At 63.8% G+C, this 23,636-nt stretch carries 17 protein-coding genes; 7 read left to right on the top strand and 10 right to left on the bottom strand.

The genetic code is table 11. The features are described from left to right. Nucleotides 1-50: 50 nt before the first annotated feature. From ED21_RS10585 to ED21_RS10565, 5 genes are read right to left on the bottom strand one after another with little or no spacing between them, the layout of a single operon-like run. Nucleotides 51-1,991 (bottom strand): DUF3604 domain-containing protein, encoded by a 1,941-nt coding sequence (locus ED21_RS10585; protein WP_006833899.1) that lies wholly within the window; start codon nt 1,989-1,991, stop codon nt 51-53. A 41-nt stretch (nt 1,992-2,032) separates the two neighbouring features. Next, nucleotides 2,033-2,710, bottom strand: coding sequence for an exopolysaccharide biosynthesis protein (locus ED21_RS10580; protein ID WP_006833898.1), 678 nt, complete (start codon nt 2,708-2,710; stop codon nt 2,033-2,035). Nucleotides 2,711-2,768: 58 nt separating this feature from the next. After that, nucleotides 2,769-3,218 carry a MaoC family dehydratase gene (locus ED21_RS10575; protein WP_006833897.1) on the bottom strand — a complete coding sequence of 150 codons (450 nt, stop codon included), beginning with the start codon at nt 3,216-3,218 and terminating at the stop codon, nt 2,769-2,771. Further along, on the bottom strand, nt 3,218-4,639 hold the full coding sequence (locus tag ED21_RS10570) for an aldehyde dehydrogenase family protein (protein ID WP_006833896.1): 1,422 nt from the start codon (nt 4,637-4,639) through the stop codon (nt 3,218-3,220). Before ED21_RS10570 ends, ED21_RS10575 begins: the two co-directional genes overlap by 1 nt. 28 nt (nt 4,640-4,667) lie before the next feature. Next, complete coding sequence (locus tag ED21_RS10565) at nt 4,668-5,744, bottom strand: CaiB/BaiF CoA-transferase family protein (RefSeq protein WP_006833895.1); 1,077 nt, start codon at nt 5,742-5,744, stop codon at nt 4,668-4,670. A 214-nt stretch (nt 5,745-5,958) separates the two neighbouring features. Here ED21_RS10565 and ED21_RS10560 point away from each other — a divergent pair, with 214 nt between their 5' ends. Beyond that, nucleotides 5,959-6,282: a helix-turn-helix transcriptional regulator gene (locus ED21_RS10560; RefSeq protein ID WP_034922394.1), complete on the top strand. Its 324-nt coding sequence runs from the start codon at nt 5,959-5,961 to the stop codon at nt 6,280-6,282. 12 nt (nt 6,283-6,294) lie between these two features. Here ED21_RS10560 and ED21_RS10555 read toward each other — a convergent pair whose 3' ends face one another. The 4 genes from ED21_RS10555 to ED21_RS10540 are packed head-to-tail and all read right to left on the bottom strand — an operon-like array spanning nt 6,295 to nt 8,513. Continuing rightward, the gene (locus ED21_RS10555; protein ID WP_006833893.1) at nt 6,295-6,702 is read right to left on the bottom strand and encodes a TIGR01244 family sulfur transferase; all 408 of its coding nucleotides are present in this window, start codon (nt 6,700-6,702) and stop codon (nt 6,295-6,297) included. Further along, the gene (locus ED21_RS10550; RefSeq protein ID WP_006833892.1) at nt 6,695-7,135 is read right to left on the bottom strand and encodes a DUF6691 family protein; all 441 of its coding nucleotides are present in this window, start codon (nt 7,133-7,135) and stop codon (nt 6,695-6,697) included. Before ED21_RS10550 ends, ED21_RS10555 begins: the two co-directional genes overlap by 8 nt. Continuing rightward, nucleotides 7,132-7,563, bottom strand: a complete 432-nt coding sequence (locus ED21_RS10545) for a YeeE/YedE family protein (RefSeq protein ID WP_006833891.1) — start codon at nt 7,561-7,563, stop codon at nt 7,132-7,134. The genes ED21_RS10550 and ED21_RS10545 overlap by 4 nt, the downstream gene beginning before the upstream one ends. Beyond that, complete coding sequence (locus ED21_RS10540; RefSeq protein WP_006833890.1) at nt 7,563-8,513, bottom strand: MBL fold metallo-hydrolase; 951 nt, start codon at nt 8,511-8,513, stop codon at nt 7,563-7,565. Before ED21_RS10540 ends, ED21_RS10545 begins: the two co-directional genes overlap by 1 nt. A 100-nt stretch (nt 8,514-8,613) precedes the next feature. On the opposite strand from ED21_RS10540, the gene moaA reads away from it, so the two are divergent. Both moaA and ED21_RS10530 read left to right on the top strand, forming a co-directional pair. Beyond that, nucleotides 8,614-9,651 carry a GTP 3',8-cyclase MoaA gene (gene moaA, locus ED21_RS10535; protein WP_006833889.1) on the top strand — a complete coding sequence of 346 codons (1,038 nt, stop codon included), beginning with the start codon at nt 8,614-8,616 and terminating at the stop codon, nt 9,649-9,651. A 9-nt stretch (nt 9,652-9,660) separates the two neighbouring features. Continuing rightward, a complete protein-coding gene (locus tag ED21_RS10530) occupies nt 9,661-10,845 on the top strand; it encodes a molybdopterin molybdotransferase MoeA (protein WP_006833888.1) in 1,185 nt (394 codons plus the stop codon). Between the two features lie 10 nt (nt 10,846-10,855). On the opposite strand, the gene acs is transcribed toward ED21_RS10530, so the two are convergent. After that, nucleotides 10,856-12,805, bottom strand: coding sequence for an acetate--CoA ligase (gene acs / locus ED21_RS10525; RefSeq protein WP_006833887.1), 1,950 nt, complete (start codon nt 12,803-12,805; stop codon nt 10,856-10,858). Nucleotides 12,806-12,961: 156 nt separating this feature from the next. Here acs and ED21_RS10520 point away from each other — a divergent pair, with 156 nt between their 5' ends. From ED21_RS10520 to ED21_RS10505, 4 genes are all read left to right on the top strand, one after another. Further along, nucleotides 12,962-13,684, top strand: a complete 723-nt coding sequence (locus ED21_RS10520; RefSeq protein WP_006833886.1) for a hypothetical protein — start codon at nt 12,962-12,964, stop codon at nt 13,682-13,684. A gap of 205 nt (nt 13,685-13,889) precedes the next feature. After that, nucleotides 13,890-21,488 (top strand): manganese-oxidizing peroxidase MopA, encoded by a 7,599-nt coding sequence (gene mopA / locus ED21_RS10515; protein WP_006833885.1) that lies wholly within the window; start codon nt 13,890-13,892, stop codon nt 21,486-21,488. 53 nt (nt 21,489-21,541) lie between these two features. Next, nucleotides 21,542-22,600 (top strand): helix-turn-helix transcriptional regulator, encoded by a 1,059-nt coding sequence (locus tag ED21_RS10510; RefSeq protein ID WP_006833884.1) that lies wholly within the window; start codon nt 21,542-21,544, stop codon nt 22,598-22,600. A gap of 402 nt (nt 22,601-23,002) precedes the next feature. After that, on the top strand, nt 23,003-23,629 hold the full coding sequence (locus tag ED21_RS10505) for a trimeric intracellular cation channel family protein (RefSeq protein WP_006833883.1): 627 nt from the start codon (nt 23,003-23,005) through the stop codon (nt 23,627-23,629). The last annotated feature ends 7 nt before the right edge of the window (nt 23,630-23,636 follow it).

Genomic DNA, 23,636 nt, shown 5'->3' with positions numbered 1-23,636 from the left:
CTGCCCCGGCGAGGAGGAATGCGCAAGCGGATCGCGCAACGCGGCTCGGATCATTCGCCCTCCATGATCGGCGGCGCATCGCCGATTTGCGGGCGCGATTTAGGGCGCAGCCAGACCGGCGAGGAATAGGCGCGTTCCCGCATGACGTTCGCCTCGACCACGTTCGCGGGCAGTTTCAACCCGAACCGCACGGCGTCGTAGAGCACCCAGCTCGGTGTCGGGATCTCGATCACCCGCACGTAGTAGAAGGCTCGCTGCCCGCGGCGGTAGTCGGGGTCGGTCCAGGTGGCACGCAATTGGGCGGCCCCGATCGAATTCTCGTAAGTGGCCTTGGCCCGATCGACCGTGTCTCCCACCGGCGGGACAAGCGAATCCGAAGCGCCGTCCATTTCCCTTTCGCTCCAGGCTACGTCGTAGACCTTCTCCTGCGCCGCGCCGCTCGCGTCGACCCAGCCCTTGACCACCTGCACGCGGTCGAGATTGGCCCCGTCGGGGTCCTTGAGCGCGCTGATCAGGAAGATCGGCGCGCGGCCCGTATCTTCCAGCTCTCCACCCATCGGCACGCCGCGCGTGTAGCCGGCGCGCACCCAGTCGCCGTCCCAGTCCTCTTCGGAGAAATCGAAGCCCGCAAACAGGCGCACGACCATCCGCGGACCGGTGGTGGCGTACACCTCGTGCCGAAGGAAGGCATCGAAGATTTCCGCACGCGTATTGCCTCTCGCCCAAGCGGCGGCATAGCCGCCGGCAAGGTAGTGCCAGCCGAACCGCCCCTGCCGCGTGCCGAGGTTCTGCGAGGTCAGCGCGCGGTTTTCGCTCGGCTCGTTCCCGGTATGCTTGCCGAAAAAATTGTCCTCGTCGCCGGTGGCGAGCGCGGTGTGGCTGTCGGTCGAGCCGACAAGGCCGAAGGCGTAGGGATTGACGCCGAGCTGCTCCTCCAGCGTCAGCCCGCGCAGCAGGGCCGAGCGCACATAGCTGCCCGCGTACATGTCGGGCGTGCTGCGCGCGGTGAGCGGGAGGTTGCCCAAGTCCCAGCCTTCCACGCCGAAGCCAGCGAATTCGTCGTTTGGCGAGAGGAAGGGATGCGTCTCGCTGTCGCCCTTGATCTGGGTCGCCTCGACCACCGGCTCGCGCGCGGTGCGGCGGCGTGCGTATTGCGCCGTCATCGCCCCGCCATCCGGGCCGGTGAGCTCGAACATCATCCCGTTGGAAAGGTTCGAATTATGCGGGATGGCGAGCGCCCGGCCGCCGGTCGTCTCCTCATAGGCATCCATATAGTCCCACAATTGCACGACCGTCGTGCCGATACCGGGGAACGGCAGTACTTGCCGCGTCCGCGCGCTGCCGTCGCGAAACATGACCACTCGGTGGAGGTTGTTGCCGCCGGGCATCAGCGTCCATTCGAACCCGGCGAAGGCCGTGAAGCGGCCGGGCTCGTTATAGCGGTCGAGCACGTCGAGATGGCGGTCCCACAATTCGCGCGTGGCCGCCGCCTGGCGTTCGGGATCGCGGAAGGCTTCGGGAATCTCGTTGTTCGCCGCCGCGGTTATAAGCTCGGCCACCGCGCGGGTCGATTGCTCCGGGCTCTCGTGCATCATGTCGTACCAGCGCCTGAGCGTGGGATCGCGGACCATCATGCGCGGTGCGTCGTAAAGCCGGCGGGTCGCGCCCATGGCGTCGGAATGGTCGGCGATGACGAGGAAATCGAGCGGGCGATCGAGCTGCGCCTTCATGCCCGTGGTGGCGGTCACTTCCTCGCCGCGGGCGAAGCGCAAGGCCTCTTCCGGTCCAAGGCGCACGCCGAACCCGAAGGCGTCGACCGAGACATCGGTGTGTAGGTGGGTGTCGCCCCAATAGGGCCGGTCGGGAAATTCGGCGAGCTCCACCGTGTCGGTGCCATCGCCTTGCTGGGCCTCGGTGGCCTCGCCCGGCGCGCCGTCCGAACAGCTCGCGAGCAAGAGGCCCGCCGATCCCAGTGCCAACAGATATCGCATCGGCTCTCCTCCCGATGCGGACTGTGCGCCTGCCTATGGGATCAGGTCAAGCGGCTCGCTCCATCGGTTGGCTGCACAAGCACCATACCGCCCGAGCTCTCGCCCTCCTCCTCCTCGGAGGTGTAGTAGTAATAGGTCCCGCCGCCCAGCGCGGCGATGGCCAGCGCGAGGGCGAAGAGCATGACCAGTCCGTCGCGCACGATCAGCGCAAGGCCAATGGCGGCAATGGCTAGCATGGGGCCCGAACTGGCGAAGGGCAGCACTTCGAGCGGCGTGACGGTGATGCACAGGATCAGGATCGCCAGCGCGGCGATCTTCAGCCACACGCCTTCGGTAAGCGCGCTGAGCCGGTCCCTGCTGTGTTCGTCGAGCCAGTGAGCCACCCCTCGCAGCTTGCCGATGGCCTTGTGTAATCTCTTCGACTCCACCGAACGGTTCTGGATGAACTGCGGCATCCAGATATGGTCCTTGCCAAAGAGCAGTTGCAAAGCGATCAGCGCGATAATGGAGGCGAGCGCGGTGGGCACGCCGGGAATGGCGCCGATGGGCGTGATTTCGATGAGGGCGAAGATCATGATCACGGGGCCGAAGCTGCGCGCGCCGAAGTCGTCGAGCACCTCGCCGATGCAGACTTCATCGCTGCCGGCCGCCAGCTCGTCGAGCTCGCCGATGACGTCCTCGACGCCTTCGGGATCCTTGCCGTCTTTCGCTTCGCTCATTCCTTTCCCCTTCGCCCGTCAACGCGCGAAGGGGAGGAATGGGTGCAAGCGCCCGTGATCAGGCGCTTTTCTTGAGCAGCGCCGAGCGTTCGCAGCGGCACACGACCTCGCCGCGCTGGTTCACCGCCTCGTGCAGGAAGGTGACGATGCCGGTGTCCGGGCGCGACTTGCTTTCGCGAAGCGCGATCACTTCGCTGGTGGCGTGCAGCGTGTCGCCGATGAAGACGGGCTTGGGCATCACCAGCTTGTCGTAACCGAGATTGGCCACAAGGGTACCGAGCGTGGTGTCGCCGACGCTCAGCCCCACCATCAGCGAGAAGGTGTAGGTCCCGTTGACCAAAATCTGGCCGAATTCACTTTCCCGGGCCGCTTCCACATCGAGGTGAAGCGGCTGCGGATTGTGGGTCATCACGGTGAAGAAGAGGTTGTCCGCCTCGGTCACCGTGCGGCGAATTTCATGGGTCAGCTTGTCGCCGACCTGCCATTCGTCGAAGTGCCTGCCCGCCATTACGCGCCCGTGCCCATGACGGCCTTTACCTCGAGGAAGTCGTGAAAGCCCCACTCGCCCCATTCGCGGCCGTTGCCCGACTTCTTGTAGCCGCCAAAGGCCGCGTTCATGTCGTAGCCGCCGTTGATGGCGACACGGCCTGCACGGATGCGCTTGGCGAGCTTCTTCGCGGTTTCGATATCCTCGCCCATGATGTGGCTGGCGAGGCCGTATTCGGTGTCATTCGAGATGCGGATGGCGTCGTCGTAATCGTCATAGCCGATCATCGCGAGGACGGGGCCGAAGATTTCCTCGCGCGCGATGGTCATGTCGTTGGTGACGTCGGCGAAAACGGTTGGCTTGACGTAGTGGCCCGTTTCCAGCCCCTCGGGCTTGCCGGGGCCGCCCGCGACCAGCGTTGCGCCTTCGTCGATGCCCTTCTGGATGAGGCCCTGGATCTTGTCCCACTGGGCCTTGGAAACGACCGGTCCGATTGTGGCGTTGCCCTTGGGGTCGCCGGGGATGACACCCTCCGCGGCTTCCTTCGCGGCGGCCTTGGCTTCTTCCATGCGCTTGTGCGGGACAAGCATACGGCTCGGCGCCGTGCAGGTCTGGCCCGAATTGCCCATCATGGCGGTGGTGCCGCGCATGACCGACTTGGTGAAGGCGCTGTCGTCGAGGATGATATTGGGGCTCTTGCCGCCCAGTTCCTGCGCCACGCGCTTGACCGTGTCGGCGGCATTCTTGGCGATGAGTACGCCTGCGCGGGTCGAGCCGGTGAAGCTGATCATATCGATGTCGGGATGGCCACTCATCGCTTCGCCCACACCCGGCCCGTCACCATTGACGAGGTTGAACACGCCCGCAGGCACGCCTGCCGCGTCCATGATCTCTGCAAAGATGTAGGCGTCGAAGGGCGCGATCTCGCTGGGCTTCAGGATCATCGTGCTGCCCGTCGCCAGCGCGGGGAAGACCTTGCAGGCGATCTGGTTCAGCGGCCAGTTCCACGGCGTAATCATGCCGACCACGCCGATCGGCTCCCAGACATGGAGCGTCGGGCCGTCCTGGCGTTCGAATTCGAAGCCTTCGAGGACCTCGATGGCGGTCTGGCAGTGGCCAGCGAGAAGGCCGGTATGCGGGCCGTTGGCGAGGCTCATCGGCGCGCCCATTTCCTCACTCACGGCGAGCGCAAGATCGTCCTTGCGGTTGGCAATCTCGGCCTGGATGGCGCGTAGCAAGGTGAGACGCTCTTCCTTGGTGGTCTGGCTGAAGCTCTCGAACGCGCGGCGCGCGGCAGCCACGGCCTTGTCGACATCGGCCTTGGTGCCGAAGCTGATGTGGCCGATGGTTTCTTCGGTGGCGGGATTTTCGACGGCCTGCGTGTTTTCGGTGACCGGGTCGACCCACTGGCCGTCGATGTAGAACTTAGTGCAATCGCGCATGGGAATCTCTCTCCTTATGCGCGGCTCTCTAGCTCCCTTGCGACCAGCGCGCCACCACCTCTTCGCCGTCTTCAGCACTGTCGCGAATGACGCCCGGTGTCCGGTCGAAGCGCGGCGCGGGTGCGGTGTGCGAGCGGCCGCCGTGATCGACGAACGCCCCCCGCGCCTTCATGTGCGGATGGTCCTTCGCCTCGTCGAGTGGGACCACAGGCGCGAAGCAGGCGTCGGTTCCTTCGAGCAGCGCAGCCCATTCGGCCTGAGTCTTGGTCTTGAACAGCGCGGCGAGCTTTTCGGTGTAATCGTCCCAATTGGAGGTATCGAGCTGGCCATCGGCCAACTCCTTGGGCGCATCGGCGCGGGCGAGAAGTTCGGCATAGAACTGCGGCTCGATGGCCCCGACGCTGACTTCCTTGCCATCCGCGCATTCATAGCAGCGGTAGAAATGCGCCGCGCCGCCCAGCAAGCCTGCGCCGCGCTCGGTGGTGCGCAAGGCGCTATGCGGCTGGCCGTAGAAGAAGCTCATCAGGCTGGTCACGCCATCGACGATGGCCGCGTCGACCACTTGCCCCTTGCCGCTAACCTCGCGCTCGTAGAGCGCGGCGAGGATGCCAAAGGCGCAATACATCGACCCACCGCCGAAATCGCCGACGAGGTTTTGCGGCGGGACCGGCAGTTCGCCCTTCGCCCCGATGCTGTCGAGCGCGCCAGTGATGGCGATGTAGTTGAGGTCGTGCCCCGCCGCCTGCGCTAGCGGGCCATCCTGCCCCCAACCGGTCATGCGCGCGTACACAAGGCGCGGGTTGAGCTTCAGCATTTCGTCGGGGCCCAGTCCCAGCCGCTCCATCACGCCGGGACGGAACCCTTCCACCAGCACGTCTGCCGCGGCGAGGGCCTGCTTTACGAAGGCCTTCCCCTCTTCGCTCTTCAGATCGACCGCCGCACGGTGGCGCGCACGCTCGACCACGGCGTTCATCGGCTGGTGGCCCGGCCGCTCGATGCGCACCACCTCGGCGCCCAGATCGGCCAGCAGCATGGCGACATGCGGCCCCGGCCCGATGCCCTGGAATTCGACGACACGAAGGCCTGTCAGCGGTCCGTTGCTCACTCAGTCTCTCCCAAAATCCTCGCCGCTACACAAAGCCAAACGGGGCGCAATTGCAACAGCCATGGTTCTCGCCCCGCTGTCGGTGCTGCGCGAAGCAGGCTCTGCAAATCGTTACAAGAGAAAGCCTTCGTTGCACCTGCGAGCGCTGCGGGATACTATCGGGCTACGAAATGGCCGTCGGGGAGACGGCGATTAGGGGGATCCAGACGTGGACATGCCATTGGACGAATTGCGAAAGAACGCCGCGCGCGCGACTTCGCTGCTGAAATCGATGGCGAACGAGTCGCGGCTGATGATCCTGTGCCAGCTCTCGCAGGGCGAGATGACGGTGGGCGAGATGTCGAAACATGTCTCGCTATCGCAATCGGCCCTGTCACAGCACCTCTCGCTACTCCGGCGCGAAGGGCTGGTGAAGACTCGGCGCAGCTCGCAATTCGTCTATTACGGTCTCGACAGCGAAGAGGTGAAAGCCGTGATCGGCACGCTCTACGACCAGTTCTGCGCCTGCGACGAGGAAGGCGAAGAAGCGGCCGAATAAGTCGCACCGCCGCTAAAGCCGGTCGCGCAGTTCCGACAAATCGTGTCCGGCGCGTTTCGCCCGCTCGAGGCGTTCGTCAACGCTCAAACCTTCCGGATTGCACAGAGCCCAAAGCACGGTGGCGCGCTTGCCGCTGCCGTAATAGGCCAGCACCTTGCCATCCGCTTCGCGCAGTGCCTCAGCCTGCTGCTGCACCGCCTCCGGCGTAATGCCGCCGGGGCTAACCGGAATGTAGGAGAAAGTGAGACCGCAAGCTTCGGCGGCCTCGCGAATATCCTCGGCGTCCGGCTGCCCCTCGGCCTCGCCGTCGGGACGGTTGCATACGATGCGGGTGAAGCCTGCGTCTTTGGCCGCTGCGACATCTTCGGGCGTTACCTGCCCTCGCACACACAGGTGGTCGGTAAGCTGATTGCTATCCATGGGCAGTTTCCTTTGCGGGGCTGTCGAACACCATGCGGTTGAGCGCGAGGCCCGCGAGCAGGGCGGTCGAGAACACGGTCGCCTCCAGCGGAGCGATGGCGAACGAGGCGATACCGGGCCCGGGGCACAGGCCGGCCATGCCCCAGCCGATACCGAACAGCGTCGCTCCGGCAATCAGTCGCGGGGTCATGTCGCTGCGTTCGGGCAGGGCAAATTCGCCGGCGAACAGCGGGTGGCGCATGCGCGGAACGAAACGCCAGGCGATGGCCATGACGATGACCGCGCCGCCCATGACGAAGGCCAGCGTCGGGTCCCAGCCGCCGAAGATATTGAGGAAGCCGCGCACGCGCGCCGGATCGGTCATGCCGCCGAGCGCAAGGCCTGCTCCGAACAGCGTGCCGGACACGAGCGGGGGAAGATAGGTGCGGATCATGCGAAGGCTCCCATGACCGCGACCGTCGCGATACCGGCGGCCATGAAGGTGATCGTCGCGACGATGGAGCGCTGCGAAAACCGGCTGACCCCGCACACGCCATGGCCGCTGGTGCAGCCGCTGCCGAGTCGTGCGCCGAAGCCCACGATGACACCGGCCACGGCCAGCACGGGAAGCGGCATGAACTGAGGCTCGAGGCCACCCTTGAGAAGCGCGACGAGGCCTGCGCCCAGCGGCAATCCGATGACGAACATCCACGCGCTGGAGGGCGACATTCCGCTGTCGTTGATGCCAAAGGCGCGGCCGACGATGCCGGAAACGCCCGCGATACGGCCTGCGCCCAGCAGCATGAGCGCTGCGGCGAGGCCAATCAGAAGACCGCCGAAGAGGCCGTCGAGCGGGGCGGCGTCGGGAAATCCGGGCAGCATCACAGCGTGTTCACCGGGATCTTGATGTAGCTCACGCCATTCTCCTCGGGTTCGGGCAGATGCCCGCCGCGGATATTAACCTGCACGCTCGGCATGATGAGTTCGGGCATCGAGAGCGTGCTGTCACGCTGGGTCCGCATGGCAACGAACTCGTCCTCACTCGTGCCTTGTTTGACGTGGACGTTCTCCTCGCGCTGCTGACGAACGGTGGTCTCCCACGCGTATTCGTCGCGGCCGGGTGCCTTGTAATCGTGGCACAGGAACAGCCGCGTTTCGCCGGGGAGCGACAGCAGGCGCTGGATCGACCGGTAGAGCTGGCGCGCGTCACCGCCGGGAAAGTCCGCGCGCGCGGTGCCGAAATCGGGCATGAAGATCGTGTCGCCGACAAAGGCCGCATCGCCGATAATGAAGGCGTAATCGGCAGGCGTGTGGCCGGGGACGTGAAGCGGAATGCCCTCGATCTCGCCCAGCTTGAAGGTCTCTCCATCCGTGAACAGGTGATCGAACTGCGACCCGTCGCGCTCGAAATCGGTGCCCGCGTTGAACAGCTTGCCGAAGACGTCCTGCACCTGGATGATCTCGCGTCCGATGGACAGTTTCCCGCCCAGCTTTTCCTGGAGGTAGGGCGCGCCCGAGATATGGTCGGCATGGGCGTGGGTCTCGATCAGCCAGGTGACGGTGAGATCGTTGGCCTTCACATATTCGACGATCAACTCGGCCGATCCGTGCGAGGTGCGCCCGGCAGCCGCATCGTAATCGAGCACCGAATCGATGATCGCCGCTTCGCCGCTCGCCGGATCGTGGGCGACGTAGGTAACCGTATTGGTCGCCTCGTCGAAGAAGCCTGCGATGGAGGGGCGTTTCGCCTTATCCTGCGCGGCGCGGCGCACCTGTTCGGTCGCAGCGGAAAGCGCGTCGTCGGGAATGGAAGATGTTGCTGGCTGGCTCATATCAGTATTATCTAATATACCTCGGTCGCCTGTCAATGGGTCGAAGCGGCGCGTCATAGGCTGTGGCCATGCTCCGCAGCAGGGTGTAGGCGCTGGATAAATGGCGCTTTCGGACCCACCCTTGCCCGATCAAGTTTCGAGCCGCGACCTTGGGTCCCGGCGGCTCGAAGACGGGTTCGGGCGGCGTTTTTCCTACCTCCGCCTTTCGCTGACCGACCGTTGCAACTTCCGCTGCAGCTACTGCCTGCCGAACGGCTTCGTGAAACAAGACGGACTGCCCCCCGAGCTCTCGCGCGAGGAATTGCGCCGCGCCGTCTCCGCCTTCGCGCGGCTCGGCCTGTGGAAGCTGCGCCTGACCGGGGGCGAGCCCACGGTGCGCCGCGACTTCACGGAGATTGCCCGCTACCTTGCCTCAGTGGAGGGCATTAGGCGCGTCGCGATGACCACCAACGGTTACCGGTTGGCGCGCGAGGCAACTGCGTGGCGCGCGGCAGGCGTGGACGCGGTGAATGTCAGCGTCGACACGCTCGATGAGGAGAGCTTTGCCCGCGTGACGGGTCACGACCGGCTCGGCGACGTCCTTGGCGGGATCGACGCGGCGCTCGCTGCCGGTTTCGAAGCGGTCAAGGTCAACAGCGTCCTGCTGCGCGAATTGGAGGGCGACGGGTGGCAGCAGGTGCTCGATTTCGTAGCTTCGCGCGATGTCTCCTGGCGCTTCATCGAATTGATGCGGACGAACGACAACGCCCGTTTCCACCAACGTCAGGCGACTCCGGGCGAAGCAATCCGCGAACGCCTTCGTGACGGCGGCTGGACCCCGCTAGACCGCGCCGACGGGGCAGGACCGGCGGTGGAATACGCCCATCCCGATTACCGCGGGCGGATCGGCCTGATCACCCCCTATTCGACGGGTTTTTGCGACAGCTGCAACCGTCTGAGGTTGTCGAGCCGAGGCAGACTGCACCTCTGCCTGTTTGGCGAGCAAGGGCTGGACCTGCGCGACCTTCTCCAGCACGACGACCAACAGGACGAACTGGTAAACCGCATCCTCTCGGCCATGCCATCCAAAACCCGCGGCCACCGGCTACATGAGGGCGACAGCGGCGCGACCCCGCATCTCGCCGCGATCGGTGGCTAGGCCTAACCCGTGATCGGTTTCGACGAAGCGCTTGCGATACTTGCCCATTCGGTGGCGGCGCTGGATAGCGAGATCGTGTCCCTCGATCAGGCCGCCAATCGTTTCCTAGCGCAAGACCTGCACGCGCGGTACGACGCGCCCCGATGCGATGCCTCCGTCATGGACGGATACGCCGTCCAAGCGAATTCGGCCTCTCAAGATAAGCCTCTGAAACTGAAGGGCGAATCCCGTCCCGGGGCGCCCTTCGCGGGCCGCGCGAACGAAGGAGAGGTAGTGCGCATCTTTACCGGCGCGCCCGTTCCCGAGGGCGCCGATATCGTCATCATGCAGGAATACGCGGAAGCCTCAGGCAACACCGTGCTCTTCTCCGAGGGCTGGGGCCCGGCGCGCCACATCCGCCGCGCGGGGAGCGATTTTCGCGAAGGCGAGCGGCTGCTCGCGGCAGGCGCACGGCTCACGCCACAAGCGATGGTCGCGGCCGCCGCCGCCGACCGTGGGCAACTGGACGTCGCGCGCCGCCCCCGCCTCACCCTGATCGCCACCGGCGACGAAATTGTCCCGCCCGGCGAAGCGCACCGCCAGCCTCTCGCCCAGCCCGACACCGCCAGTCACGCCGTCGCCGCGCTCGCCAGCCGCATGGGCGCAGAACTTGTCCTCCACGAGCGCGGGCGCGACGACCGCGACGCGCTATCCGCCCTCGCCCACAAGGCTCTCGAGGCCGCCGATTGCGTGGTCGTCACCGGCGGCGCTTCGGTGGGCGATCACGATCACGCGCGGCCCATGTTCGCCGAGACCGGCATGGAGCTGCTGTTCTCGCGCATCGCCATCAAGCCCGGCAAACCCGTGTGGCTCGGCAAGGTCGACACGAAGCCGGTGCTCGGCCTGCCAGGCAATCCCGGCTCGGCGCTCGTCACCGCCCGCCTGTTCCTGCAACCGTTGCTGGCGGCGATGCAGGGGGGCGATCCGATGGGCGAGGTCGCCACCATGCCGCTCCCCCTCGGCGCCAATCTGGAAGCCTCCGGTTCGCGCGTGACCTTCTTCCGCGCGACGGCCACGCCGCAAGGCCTCGTGCCGGTGAGCAATCAGGTGAGCGGCGCGCAAGCCGTGCTGGCCGAGGCCGACTGGCTCATCCGCCGCCCGCCTCATGCGCCAGCCGCGATTGCGGGCAGCCTCGCCGAGGCTCTCCCGCTCTAGCGCCGCGCGGTCAGCGGTTCCGCCGCCCCTCGATCAGAGACTCCACCACGCCGGGATCGGCCAGCGTCGAGGTATCGCCCAGCGCGCCGAACTCGTTCTCCGCGATTTTACGCAGGATGCGGCGCATGATCTTGCCGCTGCGCGTCTTGGGAAGCGCGGGCGTGAAGTGCAGATGGTCGGGGGTCGCGATCGGTCCGATCTCGCGCCGCACCTGCTGGCGAAGTTCCGCCTCCAGCGCTTCGGACGGCTCCTCACCCGCGATCAGCGTGACGTAACAATAGATGCCCTGCCCCTTGATATCGTGCGGGAAGCCGACGACCGCCGCCTCCGATACCTTGGGATGCAGCACCAGCGCGCTCTCGACTTCGGCGGTGCCCATGCGGTGGCCCGAGACGTTGATCACATCGTCCACGCGGCCGGTGATCCAGTAATAGCCATCGGCGTCGCGCCGGCACCCGTCGCCGGTGAAATACTTGCCCGGATAGGTGCTGAAATAGGTCTGCACGAAGCGCTCGTGGTCGCCATAGACGGTGCGCGCCTGCCCGGGCCAGCTGCGGGTGATGCACAGATTGCCTTCCGCCGCGCCTTCCAGCACGCCGCCGTCGGCATCGACCAGCTGCGGGCAGATGCCGAAGAAAGGCTTGCCCGCGCTGCCCGGTTTCATGTCGTGTGCGCCGGGCAGCGTGGTGATCATGACCCCGCCCGTCTCGGTCTGCCACCAGGTGTCGACGATGGGCGTGGTGCCGCCGCCGACATGCTCGTGATACCAGCGCCAGGCCTCGGGATTGATCGGCTCGCCCACCGAGCCGAGCAGGCGCAGGGCGGAAAGATCGTGCTTCGCCACATGTCCTTCGCCCTCGCGCATCAGCGCGCGGATCGCGGTCGGTGCGGTGTAGAAGATTTTGACCTTGTGCTTCGCGCAGACTGCCCAGAACCGGTCGTGATCAGGATAGTTGGGCACGCCTTCGAACATCACCGCCGTCGCGCCGTTCTGAAGCGGGCCGTAGACGATGTAGCTGTGCCCAGTGACCCAGCCGATGTCGGCGGTGCACCAGTAGACCTCGCCCGGCCGGTAATCGAAGACATAGCGGAAGGTCGTCTCGGTCCAGACCGCATAGCCGCCGGTGGTGTGCAATACGCCCTTGGGTTTTCCGGTCGACCCCGAAGTGTAAAGGATGAACAGGGGGTCTTCCGCCTTCATCGGCTCGCAGGGGCAATCAGCGGCGACATCGCGCGAAAGCTCGTGATACCAGTGGTCGCGCCCGTCCTTCATCGCCACGTCGCCGCCCGTGTGGCGGATAACCAGCACGCCCTTGACCGGCACCTTTTCCAGCGCGGCATCGACATTGGCTTTCAGCGGTATCGGCTTGCCGCCGCGCACGCCCTCGTCGGCGGTCACGATCCAGTCGCTTTGGCAATCCTCGACCCGGCCCGCGATCGCTTCGGGCGAAAAGCCGCCGAAGATCACCGAATGCACCGCGCCGATGCGCGCGCAGGCGAGCATGGCGAAGGCGCCTTCGGGCACCATCGGCATATAGATCGTGACCCGGTCGCCCTTGGCCACGCCCATCGTCTTGAGCGTGTTTGCCATGCGCACCACTTCGCGCTGCAGATCGGCGTAGGAGATATGGCGGGTTTCGCCGTCGGGATCGTCGGGCTCGAAAATAATGGCTATGCGCGCACCGTTGCCGCCCTCGACATGGCGGTCGACGGCGTTGTGGCAGATGTTGAGAACGCCGTCCTCGAACCACTTGATGTCGACCGGGTCGTGGCTCCAGCCGGCGATCCGTTGAGGCGTGCGCACCCAGTCGAGCCGGTCGGCCTGCTCGGCCCAGAAACTATCGGGTTCCGCGAGGCTGCGCGCGTATAGCGCTTCGTATTGCCCGCTATCGCAGAGCGTGCCCTCGCCAGCAGCGGCAGGGCGGCGGACCCAGTCCTGGTCGTGCGAGATCGTGCTCATGCGGTGCTCCTCAACCCTTTGGGTATCTCCGTGTCCGACCTTACCGGCAGCAGGATCAGGGGCAAGCGTCGAATTCGCATGCCGGAAGAGACAGCCCAAGGGGTTCCAATACCCCTAGCACCTCTGCCATAGCCCATGTTTCGAAGGGGAGACAAAATGGCCGCCGCACCGGAAACCATCCGCCTTAATCCGAGTGGGCTCGAGGCTCGCGGACCTTTCACCCTGCGCCGCTACTCACCTGTGCCCGACCCGAAGCGGACGATCCTTGTGCTCGACGACAATCTCGTCGGCGACTCTGCCATCGCCGCTCTGCGCGCTCGGACGGTGAGCGGCTTGCTCGATGATGTCGAGCTGCTGCTGGTCGGCTTTGACGCGGAGAACTTCGGAGCGCTTCATGCGATGCGCGGTGAATATCTGACCTTCGGGGAATACGACCTCGGGTTTGCCGGCTTGCCTGCAACGGGCAGTGCCGCGCAGCTGACCGAATTCCTTGGCGGGCTCCTACGCGAGGAAAGTACCCTTGTGGGCGTGCTCGGTTATTCCCTCTCCGCCTCCTTTGCGATGCGCTTTGCCGGGCAGTTGGAGGGGCTCGAGTTTGTCGGCCTGCTTTCGGCCCCCCTGTGGCTTGACGCTGGCCTGGAGGACGAATTGGCCGCGACCCTGCAGGCCCATCCGAAGGCAAGGCTTTACCTCGCCGTTGGCAGCCTGGAGAACGACCCCGCACCATTCCGGCCTGGTAGCATGGTTAGTCTTGCCGAAGCGCTCGCAGCCCGGCTAGCCCCCGCGATGGAAGAGCGCCTTGATTTCCTCATCCTGCCGGAAAGCGACCACACAGCCGTGATAGTGACCGGCATGGATCGCGCCATCCGAAATCTCTGATTAAAAGTTGTCGAGTCCACCCAATTGGGTGGGTTCGCGCCAACGATCTTGTGATACCGCCCCTCCCATCGGAGGGCTCACGGAATAATCCACGCTGATCGGCGCGCCTGTTGTGGCGCGCCGCGGCTCTCCGTTACTCGCGGACCAAGGGCGCAACCTTTCGCGCCACCGGTCCCGAGCTTTGTTATTTTACGGGGGTCGAACGATGGGCGATATTACTGGAACGCCGAACAACGATACGCTTGTCGGAACGCTGTACTGGGACTGGATTGAAGGCCGCGCAGGCGACGACACCATATCGGGCCTCGCTGGCAGCGATTACCTTCGCGGTGAGGATGGCGACGACACAATCGACGGCGGCGCGGGCGATGATGAAATTTACGGTGGCGGCGGCGCCGACATCCTTCGCGGCGGCGATGGCGACGATTCGATCTACTCGTCCTTCTTCACCGGATATTATGTGCCGGACGTCAACGACATACTTCTCGATGGTGGCGCCGGTACCGATTTCCTGTCGCTCGATGTGGGCGACTACGCTGGTTCGATCACCTTCTCGCTTGTCGATCCTTCGGTCGAACAAATTGTCGCCGGCATTCGCATAAGCGGCTTTGAACAAATCGATTACGAGGGCGGATACGGCGTTGACACGATCACCGGCGGCGCGCTCGACGATCGTATCATCGGCTGGAACGGCGACGATGTCCTTGACGGCGGCGCAGGCGATGACGAGCTCGATGGCCGTACAGGGCGCGACACTCTGCGAGGGGGCGATGGCGACGATACGATCCGCAGCATTGATACGGAGGGCGAAAGCGACCTTCTCGTCGACGGCGGAGCGGGGACGGACCTCGCCGTCATTTCGAAAGAGGACGCCACCACGGCGCTGATCTTCGACTTATCCGATCCATCACAGGCTCAGACCATCGGTGGGACGGTAGTCGTCAATGTAGAGCGTGTCGAAATCTATGGCGGCCTTGCCGGCGACACCCTGACAGGCGGGGCGCTCAACGACATCATAACCGGCCGTGACGGCGATGACGTGGTGGACGGGGGCGCCGGGGACGACGAGGTTTACGGCGAAGCGGGCGACGACATCGTTTACGGCGGTCTCGGCAACGATTTCGTTTCGGGTGGCGACGGTAACGACGTACTCGAGGGCGGCGCGGGCAACGACGAGCTTCACGCCTTCACCGGCCTCGACACCCTTCGGGGCGGGGAGGGCGATGACATCGTCTGGGTCCGGCTCGAGACCGGGGGCACCGCCGACGCGCTCGCCGATGGCGGCAGCGGCAACGACATGCTCAAATTCGAGGCGCCGGACTATTCCGAGGCGATCACGCTCGACTTTTCGAACGGCACCAAATTCGATTACTACGGGACCACCATTCGCGGGTTCGAGCGCTACACTCTGCTGGGAGGAGCGGCGGGCGATTACATGGTCGCCGGCGCTTCGGACGATGTGCTGAGTGGACGGACAGGCAATGACGTCCTGGCTGGCTTTACCGGAAATGACACCGTGTTCGGCGAGGAAGGCGACGACCGAATTTACGGCGGCGATGGCAACGACGAACTTCTCGGCGGCGCCGGGGCAGACGAAGTCTACGGCGGCGCTGGCGATGACACGGTCTGGACCGTCTTCACGCCGGGCGAGGTGCATGACGCCGTGCTCGATGGCGGAGGCGGGATCGATACTCTCTCGCTTGACCGCAAGGCCATGGCTGGCGCGACTGTGATCGATGTGAACGCGGCAGGCACGCAAGTGCTGGACGGGACTTCCATCGCAAATTTCGAACGTCTCTATTTCTATGGCGGATCGGGTGACGATATCGTCACCGGCGGAGACTACCGCGACGTCCTGGACGGGAATGCAGGCGACGACACGCTGGACGGCGGCGGCGGCGATGACGAACTCGACGGCGGCGACGGCATCGATACCCTGCTGGGCGGCGAAGGCGATGACGCACTCGACGGCGGCAACGGTATCGACACCCTGCGTGGCGGCGGTGGAGACGACAGCATTAACGGCGGCGCTGATGACGACACCCTGGAGGGCGGTGGCGGCGCCGACGTTATCAACGCTGGCATCGGCAGCGACGTTGTCGATGGCGGCGAGGGTCACGACACCCTCGATGGCGAAGCGGGCGACGACACGATCGACGGCGGCGCGGGAGACGATGTCATCTACGGTCAGGCCGGCGCCGATTCCATGAGTGGCGGCGATGGCAATGACCTGATCTACAGCAATTTCAGCGGGGACGTCGCCGATACCCTTATCGATGGAGGCGCGGGCGAAGACACCGCGCTCATCGACATGACCAGCTCGATCGCGGCGCTAACCTTCTCGACCCTTGCCGTGGGCGACCAGCTTGTCGACACCACGACCATACGCTCGATCGAAAAGGTCAACTTCTACGCCGGAAGCGGCGACGATGTTCTGACCGGCGGCGTTTACGAAGACATCTTGTACGGCAACGACGGTAACGACGTGCTCACCGGCGGCGAAGGTGACGACGAACTCATCGGTTCGGCCGGCGACGATGTGCTTGCCGTGGGCGGCGGCGCAGACATCGCCGATGGCGGCGAAGGTTCGGACACCCTTGTCCTCACCGGCAACCGCGACGACTACGATTTTACCACGAGCTATTACACCACAGTGGTGGTGGACCTGCGCGAAGGCTCACCCGACGGAACCAATTCCGTCAGGAATATCGAATACGTGCAATTCGCCGATGGGACTTTCCTCTTGGCCGACGTGGCGCAAACGACCTGGTTCGGCACGGAAGGCGACGATCGCTACAATGGGACCTACGCCAGAGACATCATCTACGGTTTCGGCGGGGACGACCGGTTGAGCGGAAGCAGCGCCGCCGATACGATTTATGGCGGAGACGGTAACGACTATATCGATGCCTACAATTGGGATGGTGACATCCTTCTGGATGGTGGCGAAGGGACCGACACTCTCAACATCGCATTGGCGTACATGACTGCAGGAGTGGTCATTGACCTCTCCTCTTCGAACGATTTCATGATCGCAGACACGCGGGTCGTCAGCATCGAGCAGCTGAGCATTACGGGCACCCCATTCGACGATACGATTATCGGTGGCTCCGAAAACGATAGCATCAGGGGCGGTGCAGGCGCGGATTTGTTGTCGGGTGGGGGCGGCAACGATTACATTACTGCCGAGGCCGACGACGTTCTTGCCGATGGCGGCGAGGGTGAGGATTATCTATACCTAAGCGGCGTGACGGAATTCTATTTGCCAAGTGATGGCGGTGAGGTCTTGGTGGGCGGTCTTACCGTCCGGGGCTTCGAAAGGCTGAGTTTCCAAGCTGCCGCCGCAGGGTCGATCGCCACGGGCGGCGACCTGGTGGACTATCTGCGGGGCAATGCAGGAAACGATACGCTGTCCGGCGGTGGCGACAACGACTGGCTCACGGGCGCAGCCGGGAACGACGTGCTGAACGGTGGTGCTGGCAATGACCGCATCGAAGGCGATGATGGTGCCGACGAACTGCACGGGGGCGCTGGTAACGATCGGATCGAAGGCGGTTTGGGCGTCGACGCACTCTATGGAGGCGATGGCGACGACTACCTGAACATCGATAATATAAACTATAGCTATGTCGATGGCGAATACGTTTATCTAACAGAGTCCGTGTTTGATTCCATGATCGACGGCGGCGCAGGTACCGACCGCGCAACGATTCGACTGGCTGGCGCCGACACGGATGTGACACTCTCCATCGCCAATCCCGACGTTGCTTACGTTACCAACGGGTCCACTATCGTCGGCGTCGAGATTCTCGATTATCTCGGGGCGCTGGGTCAGGACACGATCACCGGCGGCGCATTCAACGACAGGATCGACGGCGCCGAGGGCAATGATCGGCTATTTGGCGGCCTCGGAGATGACTCTCTTTTCGGTGACGATGGAGACGACGTGCTACGCGGTGGCGACGATGCCGATTTTGTCAGGGGCGGGGCGGGAACGGACACCCTGTATGGCGACGCCGGCAACGATCGCATCTATGGCGATGCGGGAGCGGACAACCTCTATGGCGGCGACGGCGACGACCTTCTCGATGCCGGGGCCGGTGCGGACTCCCTCTATGGCGAATCCGGCGATGACGTGCTGATTTCGCGCCAGCCTTATGTCGATGGCGGCTACGATACGGCGCGCCCGGTGTGGCTCGATGGGGGCGACGGAAGCGATTACCTCACACTCGAATTGTCAACGGCGATCTGGGATTACCAGTTCGACATTTCCGATCCGACACGCTCGACAGCGTCCAACGGGACGCGGCTCGTCAGCATCGAGCGCCTGTCCTTCCGCGGCGGTCAAGGAAACGACTTTGTTGTTGGCGGCGCCCTGGACGATTCGCTGCGCGGCGATCTCGGCGACGATACGCTCGTCGGCAATGCAGGTCGCGATTCGCTTATCGGCGAAGAAGGCAATGACGAACTGTCCGGTGGTGCCGGCGACGACTACCTCTACGGCGGTGTTGGCAGCGACATCATGTATAGTGGCGATGGCGATGATAATGTCAACGCCGATGCCAACGATTGGTTCGCAGACGGCGGGGAAGGGATCGACCAGCTTACTCTTGATGCCAGTGACGCGGTTGGTGCCCTGACGGTCGACATCACCGACCCCGCCGCATCGCATACGCTGGGCAGCCTGACCTTTACCGCCTTCGAGCAGATATCGATTTCAGGGGTGACTGGACCTCTAACCTTCACCGGGGGCGGCCTGAACGATGTGGCGCGCGGTGGAGACGCATCGGATGCGCTCGATGGCCGGGAAGGCGATGACTTCCTTTTCGGTCATGGGGGCGAGGACGTCCTGCACGGGTCAGGGGGTAATGACCGGCTCGAAGGTGGCGCGGATAGCGACCAAGTGTTCGGCGGAGACGGCGATGACCGGATCTATGCCGATTTGGCCGACAGTATACTTTCGGGCGGAGCGGGGTTCGACACGCTCTGGCTCGACATCCGCGCTTCCAGCGAGACCACAGCCCTCGATTTTTCGGATATCGCGACTACCGCCCTCGTTTCCGGGATGGAGATCAGCGGCTTCGAAACGCTTACGTTCTACGGCGGCAACGGCTCGAATAACATTACCGGTTCGGCGGGTGACGACTACATTGTCGGCGGGACAGATACGGACGATTTGCGTGGCCACACCGGCAACGACCGGCTCGAGGGCGGACTGGGCGCCGACTCTCTGTCTGGTGGAAGCGGCGACGACCATCTGATCGGTGCCTCTGGCGACACTCTCCTCGACGGCGGAGAAGGCTTCGACCGTGTCAATCTCGATTTGAGCGCGGAAACCATTGCGCTTGTTTTCGAGATTTCGACTGACAGCGAATGGTCCGCTGCGCGCATTACAATACGCGACATCGAGTTTTTCGATATCCGCCTGGGATCAGGAAACGATCGCGTTTCGGGTTCAGGAGATACCGACAATATCTATACCGGAGCTGGTGATGATATCGTCCATGGCGGCGGCGGTGATGACGTGATCTTCGCCCAGGGCGGAAATAACGAGCTGCTTGGTGGAATCGGGAACGATATTATTCGGTCCAGTTACGGCGAAAACCTGCTCTTCGGCGAGGAGGGCGACGATATCCTATCGACAGGTTCCGGCGCCGATTTTGTCGATGGCGGTAGTGGCAACGACACGATCAATCTTAATCGTGGCGCGCATATCGTCCTGGGCGGCGCTGGCGATGATACCGTCGTTACTTATGATTATATTTATGACGGCGCCAACGCGACCCTGCTCGATGGTGGAGAGGGCTTCGACACGCTCGACATCGAGCTTGACCGTTACGGAGCGGCCGTATCGGCCGATTTCTCCGATCTCTCGCAGGAACAGACGGTCGGCGGCATCCTGATCCGCAATTTCGAAAGTATCGGACTGGTTCTGACCAACAATGGGGACACCGTCACCGGCGGCGCCTTCGACGATAATCTGGACGGGTACTACGGTGACGACACCCTCGCCGGAGGGGCAGGAGACGATGTGCTCGTCGGAGGATATGGCAATGACACGCTCAGCGGCGGAACAGGGAATGATACTTTCGATGTCACAGGCGGCTCGGACACGGCCAATGGCGGAGACGGCACCGATACCGCCATCTTGAGGTTCAATCTCACGCAGGGCCTGGATATTGATTACACCTCGGCGGACGGCGGCGTGTTTCAGCTGAACGATACCGATGTTGCAACGCTGATATCAATTGAAGCGCTGACCATTTTTGTCACATCTCACGACAACCGCATCCTGCTCGGCGATCACGACGATAGCGTTTATGGCGGCCAGGGCGATGACTATTTCGATGGCGGCGCAGGTGACGATTACCTGAACGGCTCGTCGGGCAACAACCAGCTCTTCGGAGGTGATGGAAACGACGAAATCGTCACGCGCGGCATCGACATCGTAGATGGCGGGGCGGGCGACGATCTGATCTACTTCTATGGCGTTAGCGCGACAGTCGACGGCGGGGCCGGCCTCGATACTTTGAGGTTGTCCTCCGGCACCTTCGGCGGCTCGGGAGCGACGGTCGATATATCCGACGGCTCGGCCACTATCGGTGACGCAGGGCAGCTGCAGGTCAGCAGCATCGAAGGTCTGATCGGCACCCATCTTGCCGATACGCTTGTCGCAGGCGCCGGGACCAACCGGCTCTGGGGCGATCGAGGCGACGACGCCCTCTACGCAGGAGGCGGCAACGACCTTCTCCACGGTGGCGCAGACAATGACGCGCTTTCTGGCGGCACCGGCTGGGACGATCTCGAGGGCGGTGAAGGCGACGACACGCTCGATGGGGGCAACGGTTACGACACGGCGCGCTATTCCAGCGCGGCCGCAGGCGTCACCGTCAGCCTCGCCCTTGTCGGCGCTCAGGACACCGGCGGCGCCGGGATCGATACGCTCGTCTCGATGGAGTACCTCGTCGGCTCGGCCTTCGGCGATACGCTCACCGGCAGCGACCTTGCCAACCAGATGTACGGCGAGGATGGCGACGACACCATGGCGGGCGGGATCGGCAACGACCTCGTGATCGGCGGTGAAGGGTCCGACACCATCTACGGCCAGGCCAGCTGGGACGTCCTGCGCGGCGATGCCGGCGACGATACCCTCTGGGGCGGCAATGGCGGCGACGTACTGCTGGGCGGCGACGATGCCGACAGCCTCAACGGCGAGGCGGGCACCGACCGCCTCTATGGCGAGGCCGGCAACGACACGCTCGATGCAGGCGCCGCCAACGACCAGGCCTATGGCCAGGCGGGCGACGACACCGTCAATGGCGGCGACGGCGATGACTTCATCATGGGCAACAAGGGGACCGACACGCTCGACGGCGGCGCGGACAACGACACGGTCCACGGCGGCGAGGGCAACGACATCCTCGCCGGGGGCAGCGGCGACGACATCCTGATCGGCAGCTGGGGCGTGGACACAATGAGCGGCGGCACCGGGGCGGACACCTTCCGCTTCGACGACGGCCATTCAGGCAAGTTCACCACCACCGCCGACACGATCCTCGACTTCTCCAGCACCGAGAGCGACCTGATCGACCTTTCCGCGATCGACGCGATTTCGGGCGGCAGCGACGATGCCTTCGCCTTCCTCGGCGATGCAGACTTCAGCGGCACGGCGGGCGAGCTTCGCTTCTACGCCAGCGGCAATGGCGTGATGCTGGTCGGCGACACCGATGGCGACGGCGTGGGCGACCTCTTCCTCGCACTCGACGGGGTGACCGACCTCACCGCAAGCGATTTCGTGCTGTAAGCGTCTGATTCGCTATGGTTGCCAAACCACCGGCGTTCTGGTTGAGAAGCCCGATGGGGCTTTCGATCGAACTGCTGGAGCGACGCTGCCACGACGCAGCGACGGGAGCCTATGCGTGGGACGCCCTGCTACGCGATATCGGGGAATGGGTCGGCGGCTCAAAGGGCATGATGCTCGGCAACGGCATCGTCGGCCCCCTTCGCCATTCGCTCGACTGGAACCACGACCCCGAAGCGCTCGCGCTGTATAATTCGCATTACAACCGCTTCGATCCCCGGGCGCGCTATTCACGCCTGACCCCGCTCCACGGTGCGCAGCTCGGCCAGGCATACGTGCGCAATGAGAGCATTGCCCAAACCGAATATTTCGAGGCAATCAACCTCGGCGGAGACGTGAAGGACTCGGTCCACGGGATCATCGCCAATGATGCCGAGCTCGGGCGTCGTTCGCTTAGTATACAGCGGGGTTTCAAAGAGGAGTTCTTCAACGAAAGGGAAGCGGACCGGCTGGCCGTGATCCTGCCCACACTCGAACGCGCGATGAAGGATTCGATCCGCGTCGCACGCTCCGTGGCGGGCCATATGAGCGGTGATGGCTATTGCTATGTGGTTGTCGACCGGGCGCGGCGCGCCATTTTTGCCGACAGCAGCACGGACGATCCCTTCGCGGAGCAAGGCCCCCTATCCCTAACGGGTGACCTGCTCGCCAGCGGCAACCAGAGTGTCGATCGCGCCATTGAGCAGGCGATTGACACCGCGCTGTACGAGCGACCGGTCTCGCTGCACCTCGCCGGCGTAAAAATGGAATTCGGCCGGGTTCCGCAAGCTCTCGCCTGGCTGGCCCACGACGATCATTGCTTCCTTGCTATCGTCGCGCAGCAAAAGCAGGCGGAAACAAGTGCGCGCCTTTTTGCGACAGCGCATGATTTCTCGGCCAGGGAAGGCGATATTCTCGCCATTCTGTTGGCCGAAGACGACCTGCGCCTCGCCGCACGCCAGTGCGGCCTGAGCTACGAAACGGTGCGCTGGCACCTCAAGAACATGCAAACGAAATGCGGCGTGTCGCGCCGGGAAGCCATGCTCTCCGCCGCGCGCAAGGGAAGGATCGGCTGAGCGAACGCACGCAAGCGCTCGGGCCGGGATATGCGCTTATCGCCATGCGAGGAATTGGTGCCAGAAGAGGCATCGCATTCGGGCCATTTTCCATTGTATTCTCAAAGGTTTAGATAATTCGGCTTACCCGAAAAGCCCGCAAAAGGCCCGCAAATACCGTTTAATGCATTGGTTTGATGCCTTTTTCAGGACTCGAAACCCATTCACGCCTTGGACGCCAAAGGCGAAGTTTCACCACCAATATGCCTTTCGTCAAGCTGCGCTTACTTGTGAGCAAGCGGCAAACGACCAGAGGCGCGGGGGGTAATTTCGTCATCTATGAACAATGCTGCATTTTTGCCTGAGACGATCGAAGAATAGCGCTACATCGGGCTGAGACATTCACGCGTCGTCGGGACCATCATGTTTGAAAACAGCATAATTCTGCTCGACTGGATCGGCATCGTGGTGTTCACGATCACAGGCGCCTTGGTTGCCTCGCGCAACCAGATGGATGTGATTGGCTTCATTCTTCTTGGCACTGTTACCGGCATCGGTGGCGGAACCATTCGCGATCTCATTCTCGATGCGCACCCGGTCCTGTGGTTGGATCGCCCGCAATATCTCGCAGTCTGCGTCGCTGTTTCGATCGGTGTCTTCTTCACTGCACATCTCGTGACTTCGCGCTACCGGCTGATCCTCTGGCTTGATGCGCTCGGCCTCGCGCTTTTCGCGACGGCGGGCGCAGAGAAAGCCGCAAGTCTCGGCGAAGCACCGATCGTTGCAATTACCATGGGCGTGATCACCGCCTGTTTCGGTGGAATCATTCGCGACGTGCTTGGGAAGGAGGATTCGATCATCTTCTCCCACGAGATTTATGTGACCGCAGCCGTGGTTTCGGCAGCAAGCTATATCAGCTTCAGCGCCTTGGGGTTATCCCGAGAACTCGCAGTCGGCTTGGCGCTGGCCGCGGGGTTTGGGTTGCGCGCAGGGGCGCTCGCGTTCGGATGGTCGCTACCCCGTTACAAGCCGCGCGCTCCCGACACTTGAAAACCGG

It is taken from the genome of Erythrobacter sp. SD-21, from assembly GCF_000181515.1.
Classification (GTDB): domain Bacteria; phylum Pseudomonadota; class Alphaproteobacteria; order Sphingomonadales; family Sphingomonadaceae; genus Qipengyuania.
Note: the sequence above shows the minus strand (reverse complement) of the source record. Positions and strands in the feature narration are given on the sequence as shown.

Coding starts and splice junctions, on each gene's coding strand:
- ED21_RS10585 (WP_006833899.1), bottom strand. CDS start 1,991: ATGCGATATCTGTTGGCACTGGGATCGGCGGGCCTCTTGCTCGCGAGC.
- ED21_RS10580 (WP_006833898.1), bottom strand. CDS start 2,710: ATGAGCGAAGCGAAAGACGGCAAGGATCCCGAAGGCGTCGAGGACGTC.
- ED21_RS10575 (WP_006833897.1), bottom strand. CDS start 3,218: ATGGCGGGCAGGCACTTCGACGAATGGCAGGTCGGCGACAAGCTGACC.
- ED21_RS10570 (WP_006833896.1), bottom strand. CDS start 4,639: ATGCGCGATTGCACTAAGTTCTACATCGACGGCCAGTGGGTCGACCCG.
- ED21_RS10560 (WP_034922394.1), top strand. CDS start 5,959: ATGCCATTGGACGAATTGCGAAAGAACGCCGCGCGCGCGACTTCGCTG.
- ED21_RS10555 (WP_006833893.1), bottom strand. CDS start 6,702: ATGGATAGCAATCAGCTTACCGACCACCTGTGTGTGCGAGGGCAGGTA.
- ED21_RS10550 (WP_006833892.1), bottom strand. CDS start 7,135: ATGATCCGCACCTATCTTCCCCCGCTCGTGTCCGGCACGCTGTTCGGA.
- ED21_RS10545 (WP_006833891.1), bottom strand. CDS start 7,563: ATGCTGCCCGGATTTCCCGACGCCGCCCCGCTCGACGGCCTCTTCGGC.
- ED21_RS10540 (WP_006833890.1), bottom strand. CDS start 8,513: ATGAGCCAGCCAGCAACATCTTCCATTCCCGACGACGCGCTTTCCGCT.
- moaA (WP_006833889.1), top strand. CDS start 8,614: ATGGCGCTTTCGGACCCACCCTTGCCCGATCAAGTTTCGAGCCGCGAC.
- acs (WP_006833887.1), bottom strand. CDS start 12,805: ATGAGCACGATCTCGCACGACCAGGACTGGGTCCGCCGCCCTGCCGCT.
- ED21_RS10520 (WP_006833886.1), top strand. CDS start 12,962: ATGGCCGCCGCACCGGAAACCATCCGCCTTAATCCGAGTGGGCTCGAG.
- mopA (WP_006833885.1), top strand. CDS start 13,890: ATGGGCGATATTACTGGAACGCCGAACAACGATACGCTTGTCGGAACG.
- ED21_RS10510 (WP_006833884.1), top strand. CDS start 21,542: ATGGGGCTTTCGATCGAACTGCTGGAGCGACGCTGCCACGACGCAGCG.
- ED21_RS10505 (WP_006833883.1), top strand. CDS start 23,003: ATGTTTGAAAACAGCATAATTCTGCTCGACTGGATCGGCATCGTGGTG.